This window comes from Ruminococcus flavefaciens ATCC 19208 (genome assembly GCF_000518765.1).
Lineage (GTDB): Bacteria > Bacillota > Clostridia > Oscillospirales > Ruminococcaceae > Ruminococcus > Ruminococcus flavefaciens.
Map to the genome: position 1 here is coordinate 305151 of NZ_KI912489.1, position 19594 is coordinate 324744.

General features: G+C 44.2%; 14 protein-coding genes. 8 read left to right on the forward strand and 6 right to left on the reverse strand.

All coding sequences use genetic code 11. The features are described 5' to 3' along the window. The first annotated feature begins 16 nt into the window (after positions 1–16). The 3 genes from L870_RS0108150 (at position 17) to L870_RS0108160 (ending at position 5869) form a co-directional block, all read left to right on the forward strand. Complete coding sequence (locus L870_RS0108150) at positions 17–1660, forward strand: MutS-related protein (protein ID WP_028517722.1); 1644 nt, start codon at positions 17–19, stop codon at positions 1658–1660. Positions 1661–1864: 204 nt separating this feature from the next. Next, on the forward strand, positions 1865–5086 hold the full coding sequence (carB, locus tag L870_RS0108155; RefSeq protein ID WP_028517723.1) for a carbamoyl-phosphate synthase large subunit: 3222 nt from the start codon (positions 1865–1867) through the stop codon (positions 5084–5086). 54 nt (positions 5087–5140) lie between these two features. Beyond that, positions 5141–5869, forward strand: a complete 729-nt coding sequence (locus tag L870_RS0108160) for a hypothetical protein (protein WP_028517724.1) — start codon at positions 5141–5143, stop codon at positions 5867–5869. A 42-nt stretch (positions 5870–5911) separates the two neighbouring features. Here the strand turns inward: L870_RS0108160 and mscL are convergent, their stop codons facing one another. Further along, positions 5912–6334 (reverse strand): large conductance mechanosensitive channel protein MscL, encoded by a 423-nt coding sequence (gene mscL / locus L870_RS0108165; protein WP_028517725.1) that lies wholly within the window; start codon positions 6332–6334, stop codon positions 5912–5914. Positions 6335–6375: 41 nt separating this feature from the next. Continuing rightward, positions 6376–7965: a DUF7577 domain-containing protein gene (locus L870_RS0108170; protein WP_028517726.1), complete on the reverse strand. Its 1590-nt coding sequence runs from the start codon at positions 7963–7965 to the stop codon at positions 6376–6378. 495 nt (positions 7966–8460) lie between these two features. On the opposite strand from L870_RS0108170, the gene L870_RS17120 reads away from it, so the two are divergent. The 5 genes from L870_RS17120 (at position 8461) to L870_RS0108200 (ending at position 15386) form a co-directional block, all read left to right on the forward strand. Then, complete coding sequence (locus L870_RS17120) at positions 8461–9588, forward strand: M15 family metallopeptidase (RefSeq protein WP_037271653.1); 1128 nt, start codon at positions 8461–8463, stop codon at positions 9586–9588. Between the two features lie 178 nt (positions 9589–9766). Further along, a complete protein-coding gene (locus tag L870_RS0108185; RefSeq protein WP_028517727.1) occupies positions 9767–12616 on the forward strand; it encodes a leucine-rich repeat protein in 2850 nt (949 codons plus the stop codon). A 276-nt stretch (positions 12617–12892) separates the two neighbouring features. Continuing rightward, positions 12893–13435 (forward strand): hypothetical protein, encoded by a 543-nt coding sequence (locus L870_RS0108190; protein WP_028517728.1) that lies wholly within the window; start codon positions 12893–12895, stop codon positions 13433–13435. Between the two features lie 318 nt (positions 13436–13753). Continuing rightward, positions 13754–14347, forward strand: a complete 594-nt coding sequence (locus L870_RS0108195; RefSeq protein WP_028517729.1) for a hypothetical protein — start codon at positions 13754–13756, stop codon at positions 14345–14347. Between the two features lie 448 nt (positions 14348–14795). Further along, positions 14796–15386, forward strand: a complete 591-nt coding sequence (locus tag L870_RS0108200; RefSeq protein ID WP_028517730.1) for a hypothetical protein — start codon at positions 14796–14798, stop codon at positions 15384–15386. Between the two features lie 51 nt (positions 15387–15437). Here the strand turns inward: L870_RS0108200 and L870_RS0108205 are convergent, their stop codons facing one another. The 4 genes from L870_RS0108205 to L870_RS0108220 form a co-directional block, all read right to left on the reverse strand. After that, entirely contained in the window at positions 15438–16058 is a 621-nt protein-coding gene (locus L870_RS0108205) for a redox-sensing transcriptional repressor Rex (RefSeq protein ID WP_028517731.1), read from the reverse strand. A 21-nt stretch (positions 16059–16079) separates the two neighbouring features. Continuing rightward, complete coding sequence (gene gltA / locus L870_RS0108210; protein WP_028517732.1) at positions 16080–17465, reverse strand: NADPH-dependent glutamate synthase; 1386 nt, start codon at positions 17463–17465, stop codon at positions 16080–16082. 1 nt (position 17466) lies between these two features. Further along, complete coding sequence (locus L870_RS0108215) at positions 17467–18306, reverse strand: sulfide/dihydroorotate dehydrogenase-like FAD/NAD-binding protein (RefSeq protein WP_028517733.1); 840 nt, start codon at positions 18304–18306, stop codon at positions 17467–17469. 330 nt (positions 18307–18636) lie between these two features. Next, positions 18637–19587 (reverse strand): LysR family transcriptional regulator, encoded by a 951-nt coding sequence (locus L870_RS0108220; protein ID WP_028517734.1) that lies wholly within the window; start codon positions 19585–19587, stop codon positions 18637–18639. Positions 19588–19594 lie beyond the last annotated feature (7 nt).

Sequence of the window (19594 nt, forward strand, 5' to 3'; positions counted from 1 at the left end):
TTTATAGGGAGAAAAAATGGAAGAAGTAATTATCATATCAGTTGTTGCAGCAGTTTTTGTTATCTGCATGATCGTATACAATATAAAAAATAAAGCAGCAATTGACTACTACATAAGGCATTCCTTCGGAGACAGCAGCCGTGTAAAGGACGATGTTCTTGACAGGCTTGATGCTGTGGCTCTGCTGTTTGAAAAGGAGAAAAGGAAGCATAATGATTCCGAGCTTGTAGACAATGTAACATGGGACGACCTTGACATGAAAACGGTGTTTTTCCGTGCAGACCATACCGACAGCTTTGCAGGAGAACAGTGTCTTTATTCGTCGATGCATATTCTCGGTGACAGAGAAGAGGATTCCCTGCTGAGCAATAATACAGCGGAGTTCTTTGACAAAAACGAGGAAAAGCGCAATAAGGTAAGGAAGGTGCTTCACGGTATCGGCAAGCCGATAAGTGCTTATTATTCCATTGATGTGGCTGAGGATATCGACTCGAAATATCTTCCGTACAAGTTCGTTTATCCGCTGCTTCTGATATCATTGGTGACACTTGTTATTCTTGGACTTGTCCTGAATAATCCGATGCTGCTGATGCTTGGCATCTTCAATTACTTTGTGAATATGGTAGTTCACATATTTCTGAAAAACAGCTTTGAAAGAAAGCTTGAAACTCTTTTTTCAATGGGAATGACTATCAATGCAGGCTTTGCGATACAGAATATCGTGCCCGAATTTGCAAAGGGCGCAGAGGAAAGCTTCAAAAAGCTGAAAAAGTCTGCCTCCATAATGAATCTTCTGAATATGAAAAAATCAATGTCAAAGTCAGATGATCCGTTTTCTATGCTGATGATGTATATTACCGATCCGTTCATGATAGATTTTATACTTTACAACATAGGTTTAAAGGAGCTTGAAGGAAAAACGGAGGATTATCTGAAAATATTCAGATTTGTAGGCGAGATAGACTGTTCCATAGCCATTGCTTCATTCAGAAGGAGCATTGAAGGCTACTGTGTACCCGAATTGACCGACAATAAGTGCATAGAGTTCAAGGGACTTTTTCACCCGCTTATCTCAGAAGCTGTCGAAAATGATATAAGGCAGGAGAATAGTATAGTTCTTACGGGCTCAAATGCTTCGGGAAAATCCACGTTCATAAAAGCAGCTGCCATTAATCTTATTCTCGGACAGTCCATATTCACCTGTACTGCGGAGCAGGCTTCCATACCCCACTGCGGAGTCATTACCTCAATGGCTGTACGCGACGACCTTGCCTCGGGAGAAAGCTACTATATCCGCGAGATAAAGTACCTGAAGCGCATGACTGAGACCGCAAAGAGCGGGAGACTGCTTTTCCTTGCCATAGATGAGATACTCAAAGGTACCAACACCAAGGAGAGGATTGCCGCATCAAAGGCCGTACTGCGCTATTTTGAGAATATGAACTGTATGCTCATGGTTGCGACTCATGATGTGGAGCTTGCAGAAGCCTTTGAGGGTATCTATGAGAACTATTATTTCTGCGAAAAGCTTGACGAAGGCGATATAAGCTTTGATTATAAAATACATAAAGGCATATGCCGTTCAAGCAACGCTATAAAGCTCCTTGGGGTTATCGGTTTCCCCGAGGAGATAATAAACGACGCTCTTTCGGAGCTGTGATCATATAAATAACAAGCCGCAGGAAAATGCTTCCCTGCGGCTGCCTTTTTTTGCATATTTCCTAAAATTGTACTGATCGTAAAAGCTAATTTTTATATTGCATTTTGGTGAGATTTGTGTTATTATATAAGGTAAGAAGTTGCGCCATGACGATTCATGGCAAATTTATAAACGTACGTTTTTTGTACGGGTCAGGAGAATAATATGCCAAAAAGACAGGATATTAACAAGATCATGATCATCGGTTCAGGTCCTATCATCATAGGACAGGCTTGCGAGTTTGACTATTCGGGAACACAGGCCTGTAAGGCACTTCGCCAGCTGGGCTATGAGATCGTTCTTGTTAACTCAAACCCTGCAACTATCATGACAGACCCAGATGTTGCGGATATCACTTACATTGAGCCTCTTAATCTCGAAAGACTTACACAGATCATCGAAAAAGAACGTCCTGATGCTCTCCTTCCTAACCTTGGCGGACAGTCGGGACTTAATCTCTGCTCCGAGCTTGATCAGGCAGGCGTACTCAAAAAGTACAATGTACAGGTCATCGGTGTACAGGTAGACGCTATTGAGCGCGGTGAGGACCGTATCGAATTCAAGAACGCTATGAGCGCACTCGGTATCGGTATGCCGAGAAGTGAAGTTGCTTATTCCGTAGATGAGGCTGTAAAGATAGCTGAAAAGCTGAAATATCCTGTTGTTCTGCGTCCTGCATATACTATGGGCGGCGCAGGCGGCGGCATGGTATATAACGTTGACGAACTCAAAGTCGTATGTGCAAGAGGACTTCAGGCATCTCTCGTTGGACAGGTACTTGTTGAAGAATGTATCTTCGGCTGGGAAGAGCTTGAGCTTGAAGTAGTACGTGATGCTGAGAACAACAAGATCACAGTATGCTTCATTGAGAATATTGATCCTATCGGTGTACACACAGGTGACTCCTTCTGTTCTGCACCTATGCTCACTATCCCCGAGGACGTACAGGCTCAGTTACAGGAAATGTCATACAAGATAATCGAGTCTATCGAAGTTATCGGCGGCTGTAACTGTCAGTTCGCCCGTGATCCCGAGACAGGACGTATTGTTGTTATCGAGATCAACCCAAGAACCTCACGTTCTTCCGCACTTGCTTCAAAGGCTACAGGCTTCCCGATAGCTCTCGTATCTGCTATGCTTGCCTGCGGTCTCACCCTTAAAGACATCGAGTGCGGCAAGTACGGCACTCTTGACAAGTATGTTCCCGACGGTGACTACATCGTTATCAAGTTCGCTCGCTGGGCTTTCGAGAAGTTCAAGGGCGCTGAGGACAAGCTTGGCACTCAGATGAAGGCTGTCGGTGAGGTAATGAGCATCGGCAAGACCTACAAGGAAGCATTCCAGAAGGCTATCCGTTCACTTGAAACAGGACGCTATGGTCTCGGATTTGCGAAGAACTTCAACAATATGACAAAGGAAGAGCTCCTTTCAAACCTTCGTTTCCCAACAAGCGAGAGACAGTTCATCATGTATGAGGCACTCCGCAAGGGCGCAACTGTTGACGAGCTCCACGACCTTACAAAGATAAAGAAGTACTTCATCGAGCAGATGAAGGAGCTTGTTGACGAGGAGGAGGCTCTCCTCAAGAACAAGGGCGCTGTTCCTGCAAACGACGTTCTGAAGCAGGCTAAGCTTGACGGCTTCTCAGACCGTTACCTCAGCTCTCTCCTTGAAGTTTCCGAGGAGGAGATAAGAAACGCTCGTATGGCTATCGGCGTAAAGGAAGCATGGGAGGGCATTCACGTAAGCGGTACAAAGGACGCTGCTTACTACTACTCCACATATCACCTTGACGAGGACAAGAGCCCTGTAAGCACAGAAAAGCCAAAGATAATGATCCTCGGCGGCGGTCCTAACAGAATCGGTCAGGGTATCGAATTCGACTACTGCTGCGTTCATGCTGCACTTGCACTTAAAAAGCTGGGCTTTGAGTCCATTATTGTAAACTGCAACCCTGAGACAGTTTCTACTGACTATGATACATCAGACAAGCTCTATTTTGAGCCTCTTACACTTGAAGATGTTCTCGCTATCCACGAAAAGGAAAAGCCCGTTGGCGTTATCGCTCAGTTCGGCGGACAGACTCCTCTTAACCTTGCAAACGACCTTAAGAAGTACGGTGTAAATATCCTCGGTACAACTCCCGAGACTATCGACCTTGCTGAGGACAGAGATCACTTCCGCGCAATGATGGACAAGCTCGGAATCCCTATGCCTGAGGCTGGAATGGCTGTAAATGCTGACGAAGCTATTGCTATCGCAAACAAGATCGGTTATCCTGTAATGGTTCGTCCTTCCTATGTTCTCGGCGGACGCGGAATGGAGATAGTACACGATGACGAGATGATGAGAGTATACATGAATGCGGCTGTCGGCGTAACTCCTGACAGACCTATCCTCATCGACCGTTTCCTCAACCACGCTACAGAGTGCGAGGCTGACGCTATCTCAGACGGTACACACTGCTTTGTTCCATGCGTTATGGAGCATATCGAGCTTGCAGGCGTACACTCGGGCGACTCCGCTTGTATACTTCCTTCAAAGAACCTGACAGAGAAGCAGGTCGCTACTATCAAGGAGTACACAAAGAAGATAGCTGTAGAGATGAATGTATGCGGACTTATGAATATGCAGTACGCTATCGAGGGCGATACAGTATACGTGCTCGAGGCTAATCCACGTGCATCAAGAACAGTTCCGCTGGTATCAAAGGTATGCGATATCAACATGGTAAAGATCGCTACAGATATAATCACATCTTCGCTTACAGGCAGACCTTCTCCTGTACCTGAGCTCAAGGACAAGCAGATCGGTCACTACGGCGTTAAGGAAGCTGTATTCCCGTTCAATATGTTCCCTGAGGTAGATCCTCTCCTCGGACCTGAGATGCGTTCAACAGGTGAAGTTCTTGGTATCTCGCCATCATTCGGTGAAGCATACTACAAGGCACAGGAAGCTACAAAGAACAAGCTCCCACTGGAGGGAACAGTTCTCCTCAGCGTATGCGAGAGAGACAAGCCCGAGCTTGTAGACATTGCCAAGTCATTCAACGAGCTCGGATTCCACATCATTGCAACAGGCAGAAGCTATGAGATGATAAAGGAAGCAGGTATCCCATGCGATAAGATATTCAAGCTTTATGAGGGACGTCCGAATATTGCTGACCAGATCGCAAACGGCGAGATACAGATGATAATCAACACACCTGCCGGCAAGACAAGTGTACACGATGACAGCTATATCAGAAAGGCTGCTATAAAGCACAGAATACCATACATGACAACTATGGCTGCTGCAAAGGCAAGTGCAGAGGGTATCAAGGCTATCAAGCACAATACTCACCTTGGCGTTAAGTCACTTCAGGCTCATCACGCTGATATTAAGTAATATAAATATAAAGTGCCGTTCCGTAATGGAGCGGCACATCTGATATGAGGGAAAATGAAAAAGAAAAGCTACAGGGAGTGTTCCGATACAGAGTTTCAGGAGACCATTGAAGGTATATTCGGCAGTAATATCGCCACATCATTTGTATTCTGGCTTATTATAGGCGCGGTCATTTTTGTATGCCTGAGTATTCGCATACAGCCGGTCGTGGAATTCGGAATGATGATCGTCAATGCTGTCTTGTGTGCATTCGGGATATACAGTATAAAAAAAGCCAATTATGTGAGCTTTACAAATGTTTTTGTCATATTTATCGGACTGATATATATGCTGCTGTTTTATTTATGCTGTATAGACGAGATAAAAATGTCGCAGGCTGTTATTCCTTTTCTTGCGCTGTTTGGAGTTATACAGATAATAGTTCCGCGCATAAACAGCTTCATAAAGAAGAAACAGTGTACTTTGAAAATGGAAGTAGAAGTCATTGATATGAAATACAAAATAGCCAATAACAGCTCTGTTGATGCCTTTACAGGTGAGAAACACAATATGAGCTTTGTTATCCCTTATGATTTGACGAAAAAAATAAGCGTAGAGGATAATACCTACATAATTAAGGACAGTAAAAAGCTTCCTCCCGGACTTCACTATTTAAACCCCGAAAACATTTATGAGATATATTCTCCTGCTGAGGAAAAGAGCTTTTGCAGAACGATGACATTCTTGGGCTGCTTTTATATCTTTCTGGAAGTAAATTTTTACCTGATGATGAAATACGCATAAAAAAGCCTCCGCAGAAGCGGAGGCTTTCTATGTAATGAAGAATTATTTCTTTTCGTTCTGTGCCTTGAGAAGGTCTCTGATCTCTGTGAGAAGAACTTCTTCCTTTGGTGGCTCAGCAGGCTTTTCTTCTTCCTTCTTCTTGCCAACGGACATAGCCTTGTTTACAGCCTTGAGGATGCAGAAGAGAATGATAGCGATGATGAGGAAATTAAGAACTGCGGAAATAAATGCACCGTAATTGAAATCAACACCTGCAACTGTAAATTTACCGCCTACGAGCTGCATAACGCCGTTTTCGTCCTTTTCAGCGCCGCCTGTGATAGCTGCGATAAGAGGAGTGATAAAGTTATCGGTAAGAGCGCTTACGATGCTTCCGAAAGCAGCACCGATGATAACACCGATAGCCATATCCATTACGTTGCCTTTGAGTGCGAATTCCTTGAATTCCTTTAAAAATTTCTTCATTTTTTACGACATCTCCTTAAAATGTGTAATATAAAATTTTATTAAAATTCCGGCATACCGGGAATTTCCGATTTATTGGTCTTTTTGGCTTTCATCTCTTCGGGGAGCTCTATAGCGTCTATCTCGTCGTTATAGGTTTTTGCTTTTTTGGGCAGTGCCTGAACTGCGTGATCTGCCTGAGCCATGAGTGAGCCTTTATGCTGTTTTGTATTATTTGCTGCCTGCAATTCGTTTGGATCAGCCATACCTGCCGCCGACATAACGTTCCATGATCTGCGCTCTTCCTTTGCGCGAAGCTCTGATGCGTCAACGCTCTTTGTAGAGCCCATATAATCAAAACGACGCTGTTCCTTTTTCGCTTCAAGAGCGCTTGGATCAGCAACTTCTGCCGAACGCATAAACATTTTGTTGTATTTTGACTCTTCGTTTTTTCTGAGCTTGCTTGCGTCAACAAGAGGGGTATCGTTCATGTACGATACCTTTTTCTTTTCGGGACGTTTCAGGCTGCCGAGATCTTCATTGCGCTTTCCGAAGAAATCGTCGGTAGGATCGGTCTCAGCGTGTTCGGTAGCCTTGCCGCCGTCGAAGAATTCCCAGAAATCATCGGGTACCTCGACCTTGTCCTTATCCTCTGCGGGAGGAGGGAGGGGCTGATTCATCTGCATTCCGCCCATTTGGGGAACAACTGGTATACCGCCCATAGCAGGCATACCGTTTATATCAGCAAGCTCAGCAGTCTGGGCAGGATTGATGACCATTGGCTGACCGTATACGGGCATACCGTTCTGATCATAGCCGATTATCTGAGGCTGCGCATACATGACAGGCTGACCGTAGACGGGCATACCGTTCTGGTCGTAGCCGATCAACTGAGGCTGCGCATACATGACAGGCTGACCGTATATGGGCATACCATTCTGGTCGTAACCGATCATCTGGGGCTGCGCATACATGACAGGCTGAGCCATACCTTGCATACCGCCCTGTGCAGGAATACCCTGCATTGCATTTGGCTGAGGTATACTCTGCATACCACTCTGCGGAGGAAGTCCCTGCATTGCATTTGGCTGAGGTATACCCTGCATACCACCCTGCGGAGGAAGTCCCTGCATGGCAGCGGGCTGAGGTATACCCTGCATAGCGTTTGGCTGAGGAATACTCTGCATACCGCCCTGTGCAGGAATACCCTGCATGGCAGCCGGCTGGGGAATCCCCTGCATACCGCCCTGAACAGGAATGCCCTGCATAGCACCCTGCTGACGGAATGGGTTTGCATTGTTCATCTGAGCCTGACGTACAGCTCTTGTCTGTTCGGGAAGAGTAACTCTTCCTGTATCAAGCTTTGGAATAAAGGGCTCGTCAAAGCTGCTGAAGTCGAACTCTTCGTCCGTATCATTCAGCTCAGCAGCAGTATAGAGGTCTGAAGAAGAATCGTGAGAAGGTGTATCGCTTATAGTAAATGTGCCGCTTCCGAAAGTGAAGCCGCCTGAGGCAGGGTCTTCTTCGGAGTAATAGCCGCCCATATCTGCCTGTTCAATGTTAACATCCTGCGGATCTTCAAGGTTAACGCCGCATTTAACGCAGAACCTGAAACCCGCTTCGTTGTCTGTTCCGCACCGTGGACATTTCATAGAGATCACTCCTTAACGCGAAGATAACAGAAAGACCGCGTAAGCCGTATCCCCGACGGAGCGGTCGTAAAAATCGCTTAATTAAAGAATTTGTCTATACTCTCACAATATATTATAACATTTCCTTAATGCATTTTCAAGTGATTTAAGAAAGATTGTGCAATACTGTGTTAATTGCTGTATCCTTTTTGTGAAGATTAACACTATATTACCTATATATAAATAGGAAGTTATTTTATATATTGGTTTCTGTAGCTCCGAGAAAACCGAAAAATTGTCAAAAGCTCACAATTTGTAGATTTTATCGACATTGACAATACAGCACCTTTACAAATATGTATCGCTAACACTATATTTTCAGCGCGGAATATGGTATAATACATTCATACGTCCATTTATACGGAATTTATAGAGATAAAAGAACAAAAGTGAACGGAATCGAAAGAGTTCCCAAAAGATGCGGCTGCTTATGAAGCAGCGGAATGGAGCAGACATATGTCCAAAAAGAAAATAAGCAAAGAAAAAAGTATACGACGAGCAAAAACGACAACTGAGATAGTTATAAGCCTTGTCCTTCTCGGAGCTTGTGCTTTCTTTATCGCAAAAAGCTTTCATCACGCAAAAGAGGTAGCACCCTCGCCGTTTGTTGAGCAGAATGATATAGAGGTGGAGGATCTTACAGCTTCTACCGTTCCCGACCCTAATCAGACTATATATGAATCACTTTCAGTCAATACAAAGGACAAGTTCCGCGGCGATCTTATCCTTGTAAATAAGGAACATCAGTATTTCGGCGGCGATGAGGATCTTGTAAGTATCACGGATATGAACTATGAGAACGAGATCAGCTGTTTCAGCGCAGTTGACTCAACATATACTATCCTCAGGGAAGTCTACGGGCCTATGACCAAGATGATACAGGACTTCTACGACAAGTACAACAATGATACGCTTATTATCTACGGTTCATACAGAACAACGGAATTCCAGCAGCAGCTTTACGATAACGACGTTGCAAACAATGACGGAGAAGAGTCCACAAGAGTTGCAAAACCGGGCTTCAGTGAGCACGAAACAGGACTTGCCTTTGACTTCAGCGAGACCGAGAACAACGATTATCAGGGCACAGGCGATTTTGAGTGGATAAACGCAAACTGCTATAAATACGGCTTTATAGTGCGTTATACATCAAGCAAGGAAAAAATAACAGGCTTCCAGAACGAGCCGTGGCATTTCCGCTATGTAGGAATACCCCATGCATATTATATGGACGCAAACGACCTTTGCCTTGAAGAGTATATCAAGCTTGTGGGCGAGCACCCGTATGACAAGGATCATCTTGAATTTTCAGATGATAAGGGCAATGACTATGAGGTCTATTTCGTAAAATCCGATGACGGAAACGAAAAGACAACAGTTCCCGTACCTACAGGTGTTAGATATGAGATATCGGGAAATAACATAGACGGCTTCATAGTGACTGTATACAAGGGTCAGAAGCCTATAGTGGAAGAAGCACCGACCAAGACATTTGAAGATACTTCCGAGGAAAACGACGAAAACAGCACCGATGAGGGTGAAGATGAAAATTCGGAAGATACTGATGGTACAAATGAATACTGATACAGAGCGGACGATGAAAGATCGTCCGCTTTTTTGCTTTATTCAGCAGAATATGGTAAAAAATGTCATTAGCACAATATTTGGATTGACAAACGTGATAATATGGATTATAATATTGCTTGTATAAAAATACAAAAATAATATTATTTGTATAATTTTGAAGAGGAGCGAATATCAAATGCTTAGTAAAATCACAGCAGTCGCATTAAGTACGGCTTTATGCCTGTCAGCGGCTATCCCATGCAGTGGAAATTGTTCTGACAAGAATACTGCCGCAACATATGCAGGCATAGTATCAATGGCAGCAAACAGCAATGTAAAGGCAGGTGCAGCAGTAACATCGACTGCCACAACAAAGGCGGCAACTTCAACTTCTGCAACTACCACAAAGACAGGGTCCACAACTACTTCCTCAGCAGTAAAGTCTTCTTCATCAACTAATACAACTACTAAAAAAGCAGCATCTTCAACATCTACATCTACGACTAAAAATACAACAACATCAATAACTACGACAACAAAGGCTTTGACATCTTCAACTTCAACGACTTCTGTAACTACAGTTTCAAACACATCAGAAGAAGGAAAGCTCGGCGATGCTGTAAGCTATATACTTTACAATGACGGTTCACTTGTTATAAGCGGCAGCGGCGATATGCAGGACTATCCGCAGTCGCCTTTCAAGAATGCTGCAAAGATCACAAAGGTAACTATAAAGAATGACAGCGGAAAAGCTATAACCTCAGTGGGAAGCTATGTTTTTGCAGGCTGTACTTCCCTTAAAGACATAATTATCCCCGACACGGTAAAGACCATCGGTGAACGTGCTTTTGAGGGCTGTACATCGCTTAAAAAGGCAGTCATCAAAGGCGGCAGCGAAGGCATAGGCGGACATATATTCAGCAAGTGTACTGCCCTTGAAGAGCTTACACTTCCCTTTGCAGGCTTCGTACTTAATGATATAAACAGTGCAAGCGTCACATGGCTGGGCGATATGTTCGGAGACAGTGCGGAAAAATCCGACAAAACATACAGCATAAGCGGATTTAACGGCGAAACAAGATATATACCCAAGTCCCTTGAAACTATCAATATAACAGGCGGAACTGTGATACCTGCGTATACTTTTGACGGTTTCTCGTCTGTCAAGAAGATATCGGTTCCCGACAGTGTTACATTTATCGGGGATAGTGCTTTTTCTGAGTGCAGCAAGCTCAGCAGCTTCAAAATGCCCGGCAAGTTGACTTCTATCGGCAATAACGCTTTTCAGCACTGTTCTTTGCTTGATACAGATATCCCCGAGGCAGTTGTTAGCATAGGTGATTATGCATTTACGGGCTGCGAGTCTATTAAGGAAATAAACATTCCAATGGCAACAAAGACTATAGGCTCATACGCATTCAGCGGCTGTACTTCGCTGAAAAAGGCAGTTATCGGCGAGGGAACAGAGAATATCAGCGATTTCGTTTTCAACGGCTGTACGGCTCTTGAGGAGCTTACACTTCCGTTTGCAGGTTTCCAGCGCAAAGCGGTCGATGACGGTGATATATCATGGCTGGGATATCTTTTCCTTGACGGTAAAAAAGAAATGATATATTCAGTGCAGGGCTTCGATGCTGCGGTATTGAATATCCCCAAGTCACTTACAAGCATAACCGTTACAGGCGGCAAGAAAATACCTGCATATACCTTTGACGGCTTCTCATCGGTCAAGAAGATAACTGTTCCCGATGATATCGAAGTTATAGAAGAAGCCGCATTTTCGGGCTGTACTTCTCTTGCTGACTTCAAGATACCTTCTAAGGTAACATCTATCGGCGAATACGCTTTCTATGACTGTAAGAAGTTAAATGCGGATATCCCTGACGGAGTCAGATCCATAGGAGCAAGAGCATTTGCAGGCTGCGAGTCTGTAAAGGAGATAAACGTTCCCGCAAGCACAGAGACTATCGGAGCTTGTGCGTTTGAAGGCTGCACATCGCTTAAAAAGGCGACTATAAAGGGCGGAAGCAAGGGCATCGAGGATCATATCTTCAACAGATGTACTGCTCTTGAGGAGCTTACACTTCCGTTTGCAGGCTTCGGCGATAAGGATATAAACGGCGAGAGCAATGTATGGCTCGGTGATATGTTCCTCGACAAGACTGAGGGCACATATGAAGCAAGCGGCTTCAACGGAGAGGTGCGCTACATTCCCGAAAGCCTAAAAACTATAACTGTTTCAGGCGGAAAATACCTGCCAAACTATGCTTTTGACGGCTTCGCAAAGGTGGAGGATATCACACTTCCAAAGACTGTTGTACAGATAGGCGAGAATACCTTCGCAGGCTGCAAGGGCATACTCAATGTTTTCTATCCCGACAGCGAAAAAGCATGGAAGTCGGTAACAGTAAATGAAGGAAATGAGAGTATTGACGGCAAGATAAAGGTGCTTAATAGCGAAGGAAAGTACGTTGCACTGAATGCTTCGACCACCACAACAACAACTACGACTTCAAAGGTAACAACCACAACATCAAAGCCAACAACTACCACGACTTCAAAGACGACTACGACAACATCAAAACCAACAACTACTACGACTTCAAAGGCAACAACCACAACATCAAAGCCAACAACTACTACAACTTCAAAGACGACTACGACAACTTCAAAGCCAACAACTACCACGACTTCAAAGGCAACAACCACAACATCAAAACCAACAACTACTACAACTTCAAAGCCAACAACTACCACGACTGTAACCACAAAGCCTGAAGAGTATGTATTGGGCGATGTTAACGATGATAAGCGTACGGATTCGGTTGATGCGTCCATGATACTTAAACAGTACGCTCTGTTATCAACAGGCAGCGGCAATTTCACAGACAAGCAGAAGAAAGCCGCTGATGTCAATACAGACGGACTTATAGACGCAGTTGATGCTTCAAATATACTTGCTTATTACACATATCTTTCTACAACTGATGACGAAAAGCCAGTAGGCATTTCGGAATTCAGAAAGCAGAGAACAAATAAGAAGTGATCTGAAATAGAAATAACCATATAGAAGCTTTATCAGGTGATGATCTTTCTGTGAAAGGTCGTCACCTGAAATTTTTCAAATTGTTATACGTAACTAACTAAAAATCCTGATTTGGCGCAGAACAGGCATAAATCGACGATAAAAATTTTTTGCCAAAAACTTGACAAACTTAAAAAAGTGTGATATAATTCATAATGTCGAAAGGGTTCAAGTGAACTTATCCAAAGTTAATGTGAACTCGAAGCAATAACACATATATTTATGGAGGATTTAATTATGACTATGAAAAGAATACTTTGCTCATCACTCGCTGTAGTTTGCGTTGCTTCTGCATTTGTAGGATGCAGTGCTAAGAAGGAAAAGAAGGACGACTTCATCGGCAAGTGGGAGTGTGAAAAAATCGTAATGGGCGGTGAAGAAACAGATAATTTCTTCGGCGTAGATGCTTATGCTTTATACCAGATCGAACTTAAAGAAGGAAACAAGGGTACAGTAGATTCACTGTTGAATAATGACGGAGAGGTTATTGACATCGAGTGGAAGAAGCAGAAGGACGGTAAGGTCAAGATCGCAAAGAACGACGCATTTGACGGCGAGGAGGCTATCCTTGAAAAGGACGGCGGCAAATTGCTCATGAGTATGGTTTACGACGAAGAGGAAGAGGTAAGTGAAGACGAAGAAGTAAAGATGTATTTTGTAAAGGTAGACGAATTCAAGGAAATGCCTGAAAATCCATTCGGTGATCTTAGCAGTGATGATGATTCTGATTTCAGCTTTGACGACGAAGACGAAGATGCTACTGCTGAAGAAGCAGAGTAAGGATAATAACAATGAAAACGGCGGATTTTCCGCCGTTTTTGGTTTTTTTATCTGCTCATTATTACAGGTGCTCGGAAGAGTATTTAAAATTTCTATCGAATAGCGAAATATATCAAGAACGTGATGTTAATTTTGTTGCTAATTAACGATTATTTCACATAAATTAGCGAAAAATCGACTGTTAAACGCCATAAAACCGTTTCCTCAAAAACTTGACAGATGCAAAAAAAGTGTGATATAATTCACGAAGCCGAAAAGAGTCAGTTGGAAGAGGGATATTAAACTGACTAAGGCTTATTATTATGGAGGATAAAATTTATGAAAAAACTTATTTGTTCATCACTGGCACTTGTCTGCATCTTATCATCTATGGTAGGCTGCGGCGATACTAAGGAAAAGGACGCAAAGGAAGAGACTACAACTGTTGCTGCAACAGAGGCAGCTGATTCTGCTGCTGTTGGTAAGTGGCAGTGCAGCAAGCTTGTTCTTGACGGAGAAGAAATGGATAGCCTTTACGGTGTAGATGCATATGCACTTTTCCAGATCGAGCTTAAAGACGACAACAAGGGTACATTCTATTCATTCCTTTACAGTGAAGACGGAAAACCACAGGATATCGAGTGGGAAGAAAAGGATGGAAAGGTCCAGCTCATCAGCAAGGAAGTATTCGATGAAGACGAAGTTTTCCTTGAAAATGAAGGCGGAAAGATGATCCTTAACCTTTCAGAAGAGGGCGACGAAATGGAAAACAAGGCAACCCTCGAAAAGGTAGACGGATTCAAGGAAATACCTGAGGATATGGAAATGAAGTTTGACTTTGACACTGAAGCTGAAGCAGATTTTGATTCAGATGAAACTGCAACAGAAACAGCTGCTGATGAAAAAGAAGCAGCAGCTGAAGAAAAAGAATAATAATAAAAAGGACGGCTTTATGCCGTCTTTTTTTGCTATTAGCCGCGGATCAATTCATAATTGAAGCCGCTTCGATGGTATCACCGTGTCGAGAAGCAATATCTCCTTTGAAGATACGCGGACGACCAAGGGGGGGCAGGCTCTGCGCTGTAGGGGCGAACAGTGTTCGCACGTATTACTTGGATTGCAAGTTAATAATTGCGTTAATTATTACAAAACCGAAAAGTTAAGAATTTATAATTATAGCGTGGATCGAGTGTAATTCAAGTAACTATTATGCGCATCTGAGTTTACAACTTTTGTTCATAGATTGCTGATTTGAATAAAAATACTTGACATTTGAAGATGATAAATATATAATATACTTGTTTGATACATTCTGTTTATATTTTATGTATTTAAACTATCGGTTTTAAGAGAATCAATTTAAAACAAAGGAGTATTTATTATGAAAAAAGTAAAACTCGTCGGTGCGTTATTAGCTGTTGTAATGGCATCAGCACCGATAACAGGCTACACAGGTGATGTATTATCATTCAGTGACAATGCTATTGTAGCAGAAGCAGCTTCTTCAAGACCTTCTGTTATCATGGTTGAGCCCGGCAATTGCCATATGGACATCTTTGGCTATGAATTAAACGGTTCTGCTATCATGCAGAATGGCGATTGGGTACTCAAGGGCGATAAAAACGGAGATTTTTATACTTATAATACCAGAACAAAACAGAAGAAGGTTTTATTCAAGTCACCGTATAATTCAAACAGCAAATATCCCGGTACAAATGAAAAGATTTCAAAGTTTAAAGTATACTTCCAGAGTGACGGAAATATTGTAATTTATTCAACTACTAACCCTAAGGTTATACGTCCGTTATGTCACACATCTACATACAGTAATCTGACCTGTGAGAAAGGAGACTGCTGTTATTATTACTTCCTCGAAAGCGATGGAAGACTTGTTGCAAAGCGCATTTATAAAAACGGTAAGAGCGATGATATTTTTGACAGTGCAAGATGCAAATTTGTCAGATTAGTATGATCATAAATTACTGAATATAATAAAAGGGACTGCAATTGCAGTCCCTTATTTTCATGCTCCGCACCTTGCAAGCATTGCAAGAGTGAGGGAAATATTCTCGTTATGCACCGCAACTCCCTTAGGAGCGTTTATATGTACGGCGGCGAAATTAAGGATATATTTTATCCCTGCCTCTGCCATACGGTCACAGACCTCCTGTGCAGCAGTTTCAGGTACAGTTATGATACCGATGCGTATATCGTTTGTCAGGCAGAAGTCCTCAAGCTCGTCGATATGACGGACAGGCTTGCCGCCCACATTTTTGCCCACACGCTCTTTGTTGCAGTCAAATCCGCAGATTATATCAAAGCCGTAAGCCTCAAAGCCGTTGTATTCCAGCATGGCTCTTCCGAAGTTTCCCATACCTGCCACTACCACCTTGTCGTGGTTCTCAAAGCCGAGAAATTTGCCGATATCGCCGATAAGCTCTGAGGTCATATATCCCACCTTGGGACGACCGCCGCAGCTCACCGAAGCAAGGTCTTTTCGCACCTGTACATCGTTGAGTCCGAGAGCCTCAGCGATAGCAGTAGCTGATATGTTTCCTTTTTTTCTCTCCTCTGGAAGTGATACAAGGTAATTGAAGTATATCGGAAGCCTTGAAAGAGTTTGTGAGGTAATGTTTTTTTCCATGGTATACCTCCGTCAGAGGGCTTACTTGTTCTGCATATATTCGTCCATAGCTGCGGCAGCCTTTTTGCCTGCGCCCATAGCAAGGATAACAGTTGCAGCACCTGTTACAGCGTCGCCGCCTGCGTAAACGCCTTCCTTTGAAGTAAGACCGTTGTCGTCAGCGATGATACCGCCCCATTTCTGAGTATCAAGACCTGCTGTAGTGGACTTGATGAGCGGATTTGGTGAAGTACCGATAGACATGATAACGCAGTCAGCTTCGATGTCAACGAATGCGCCCTCTATCGGAACAGGCTTTGCTCTGCCCGAAGCATCAGGCTCTGAAAGCTCCATCTGCTGACAGTGAACGCTCTTTACCCAGCCGTCCTCTGTAGCCTGTATCTCAATAGGATTTGTGAGGAACTTGAAGATGATGCCCTCTTCCTTAGCGTGTTCAACTTCCTCAGCTCTTGCAGGAAGCTCTGCTTCTGTACGTCTGTATACGATGTATACTTCAGCGCCCAGTCTCTTAGCGCAGCGTGCTGCGTCCATAGCAACGTTTCCGCCGCCTACGATAACAGCCTTAGTACCTGCCTTGATAGGAGTAGCACTGCCTTCCTTGTATGCCTTCATAAGGTTGATACGTGTGAGGAACTCGTTAGCTGAGTAAACGCCGTTGAGGTTCTCGCCGGGTATATTCATAAATCTTGGGAGACCTGCGCCTGAGCCGATGAATACGGACTCAAATCCTTCTTCCTTCATAAGCTCGTCAACTGAGATAGTCTTGCCGACTACAGTATTAGTCTCTACCTTTACGCCGAGAGCCTTGAGACCGCCGATCTCCTTCTGAACGATTGACTTAGGAAGTCTGAACTCGGGGATACCGTAGGAGAGAACTCCGCCTGCAACGTGGAGAGCTTCAAATATAGTAACGTCATAGCCCTTCTTTGCAAGGTCGCCTGCGCAGGCAAGACCGGAAGGACCTGAACCGATAACAGCAGCCTTGTGACCGTTCTTTGCAGGTATCTCGGGGGCTGTCTCAGGCTGTGCATTGTGCCAGTCTGCAACGAAACGTTCTAATCTGCCGATAGCAACAGGCTCGCCCTTTACGCCTCTTACGCACTTGCTCTCGCACTGTGTCTCCTGAGGACATACTCTGCCGCATACAGCAGGGAGTGAGCTTGATTTTGTGATTATCTTGTAAGCCTCTGCGAAATTACCCTCAGCAACCTGAGCGATAAATGCAGGGATATCTATCTGTACGGGACAGCCTGTTGAACATGGCTTGTTCTTGCAGTTAAGGCATCTCTTAGCCTCGTCGATAGCCTGTTCCTCGGTATAGCCGAGAGCTACCTCGCTGAAATTCTTATTTCTCACATCGGGAGCCTGTACAGGCATCTCGTTTCTTGTAAGTGACATATTAGGCATTTTACTTTACCTCCTTGAACAGATTGCAGGCTTCTTCGTAGGCATGACGCTCGAAAGGCTTGTACATAGCGCCTCTTGCCATAGCCTCATCGAAGTCGATGAGATGACCGTCGAACTCGGGACCGTCAACGCAGGCAAACTTTGTCTGACCGCCAACAGTAAGACGACAGCCGCCGCACATACCTGTACCGTCTATCATGATAGGGTTCATGGAAGCAACAGTGGGTATCTCGTATTCTTTTGTAAGACGACAGACGAACTTCATCATAATGAGAGGACCGATAGTGATGACTCTGTCATACTTCTCACCGCTTTCGATGAGCTTTTTGAGAGCATCTGTAACCAGACCCTTTTCGCCTGCTGTGCCGTCATCGCTCATAAGTACGAACTTAGAGCTTGAAGCCTTGAATTCATCTTCAAGGATAACAAGGTCTTTATTTCTGAAACCAACTATAGAATGTACCTCAACGCCAAGCTCGTGGAGCTTCTTTGCAACAGGGTAAGCGATAGCACAGCCAACGCCGCCGCCCACAACGGCTACCTTTTTAAGTCCCTCTGTTTCTGTAGCTCTGCCGAGAGGACCAACAAAGTCCTGTAAGCAGTCGCCCTCATTGAGGTGATTTAGCTTTTCTGTTGTAGCTCCGACTATCTGGAAAATGATAGTTACAGAGCCTTTTTCACGGTCGAAATCCGCAATAGTAAGCGGTATACGCTCGCCCTCAGCATCAGTTCTGAGAATGATGAACTGACCCGGTTCAGCCTTTCTTGCTACCTTGGGAGCGTTGATCCTCATAAGAGTAACGGTGGGATTGAGAGTTCTTTTTTCAAGAATTTCAAACATAGTCCTAACCTTCCTTGCTAAAGATTTGCAGTACGGGAGCATTTCTGTGATATCCCCATTGATCTCCTCAGATACAGGTACTGCATGATATATTCAATATTATATCATAATAACGTATGTTGCACAAATATAACAGTAGAATATCGGTATTCCGATATCGATATTCTTGTAACGAAATAAACCTTGACAATTGCTTGACAAAGCCGTGTAAAGGGCGGAAATGAATGGAAAAAAGAGAAAAGGCGGCATAAAGCCGCCCTTGTATTTTGTTGCTTTTACAGTTTTTTCTTATTCCTGCACGGAATATTCGTATTCCTTATGCAATATATCTTATTTATACTCGGCAAAAGCGCTTTCGTTTCTTACCTCATAGAGGCGATTTACCAGCTTCAGCTCGTTATCCGAGAGCTTATGACCCGATGTGTAGATGAGCATATCCTTGAAGCTGTTGTCGGGGAAGGCGCATTTTCTCTGGACAAGTCCGTATTTTCCGCAGAGGCTTGCAGGCATGGGAGAATCCAGCATGAAAGCCTGAGGTACTGTGAGCAGGAAGTCGAAAGCGCTTCCGCGGTCGTACATACAGACCTTTCTCACGGGCACGTCGGCAGGACGGTTTGATGCATAGAGCTTCTCCACAGCTCCCGAAACATAGGGGACTGCGTCATCGCCCTGTCCCAGCTCGGTGTAGTTGCAGGACAGGTCTGAATAAGTGATAACATCAGCACCTGCGGCAGGGTGTTCGGCTGACATAACAGCCAGCATCTCGAATTCCCAGAGGAGCTTGCCGTCCAGGTTCTTCTCGGCGAGGAAGTCGGTGAAGTACTTCTCGTGAGCGGTATTATAGCGGATAACGCCGAAATCATAGCCATTTTCGCGGACATTTTCGATAGTTCTCAGTGAATTTGTCTCGCAGAAGAATACTTCCATATCCTCGGGAGTATCCAGTGAAGCGATATACTCCGAGAAAGCCTTTGAGATATAGCCCGTTCTCGGTACGGATATGCGCAAACGGCTGTTTTTGGGCTTGTCAGGGGAGTGTATAGCCTCCATATTGTCTATCTGTATAAGTATCTGTTTTGCGTAATCAAGGAATTTCAGTCCCTGATCCGTAGGGATAACGCCCTTTGATGTGCGGCGGAAAATAGTGATGCCGAGGGTGCTTTCCAGTTCTTTTATAGCCTTGCTCAGATTAGGCTGAGCCATGTAGAGATTTTCAGCAGCCTGTGTGATAGAGCGTGTTTTTTCGATCTCAACGGCGTATTTGAAGTGCAGTGTGTTCATGGTTCAG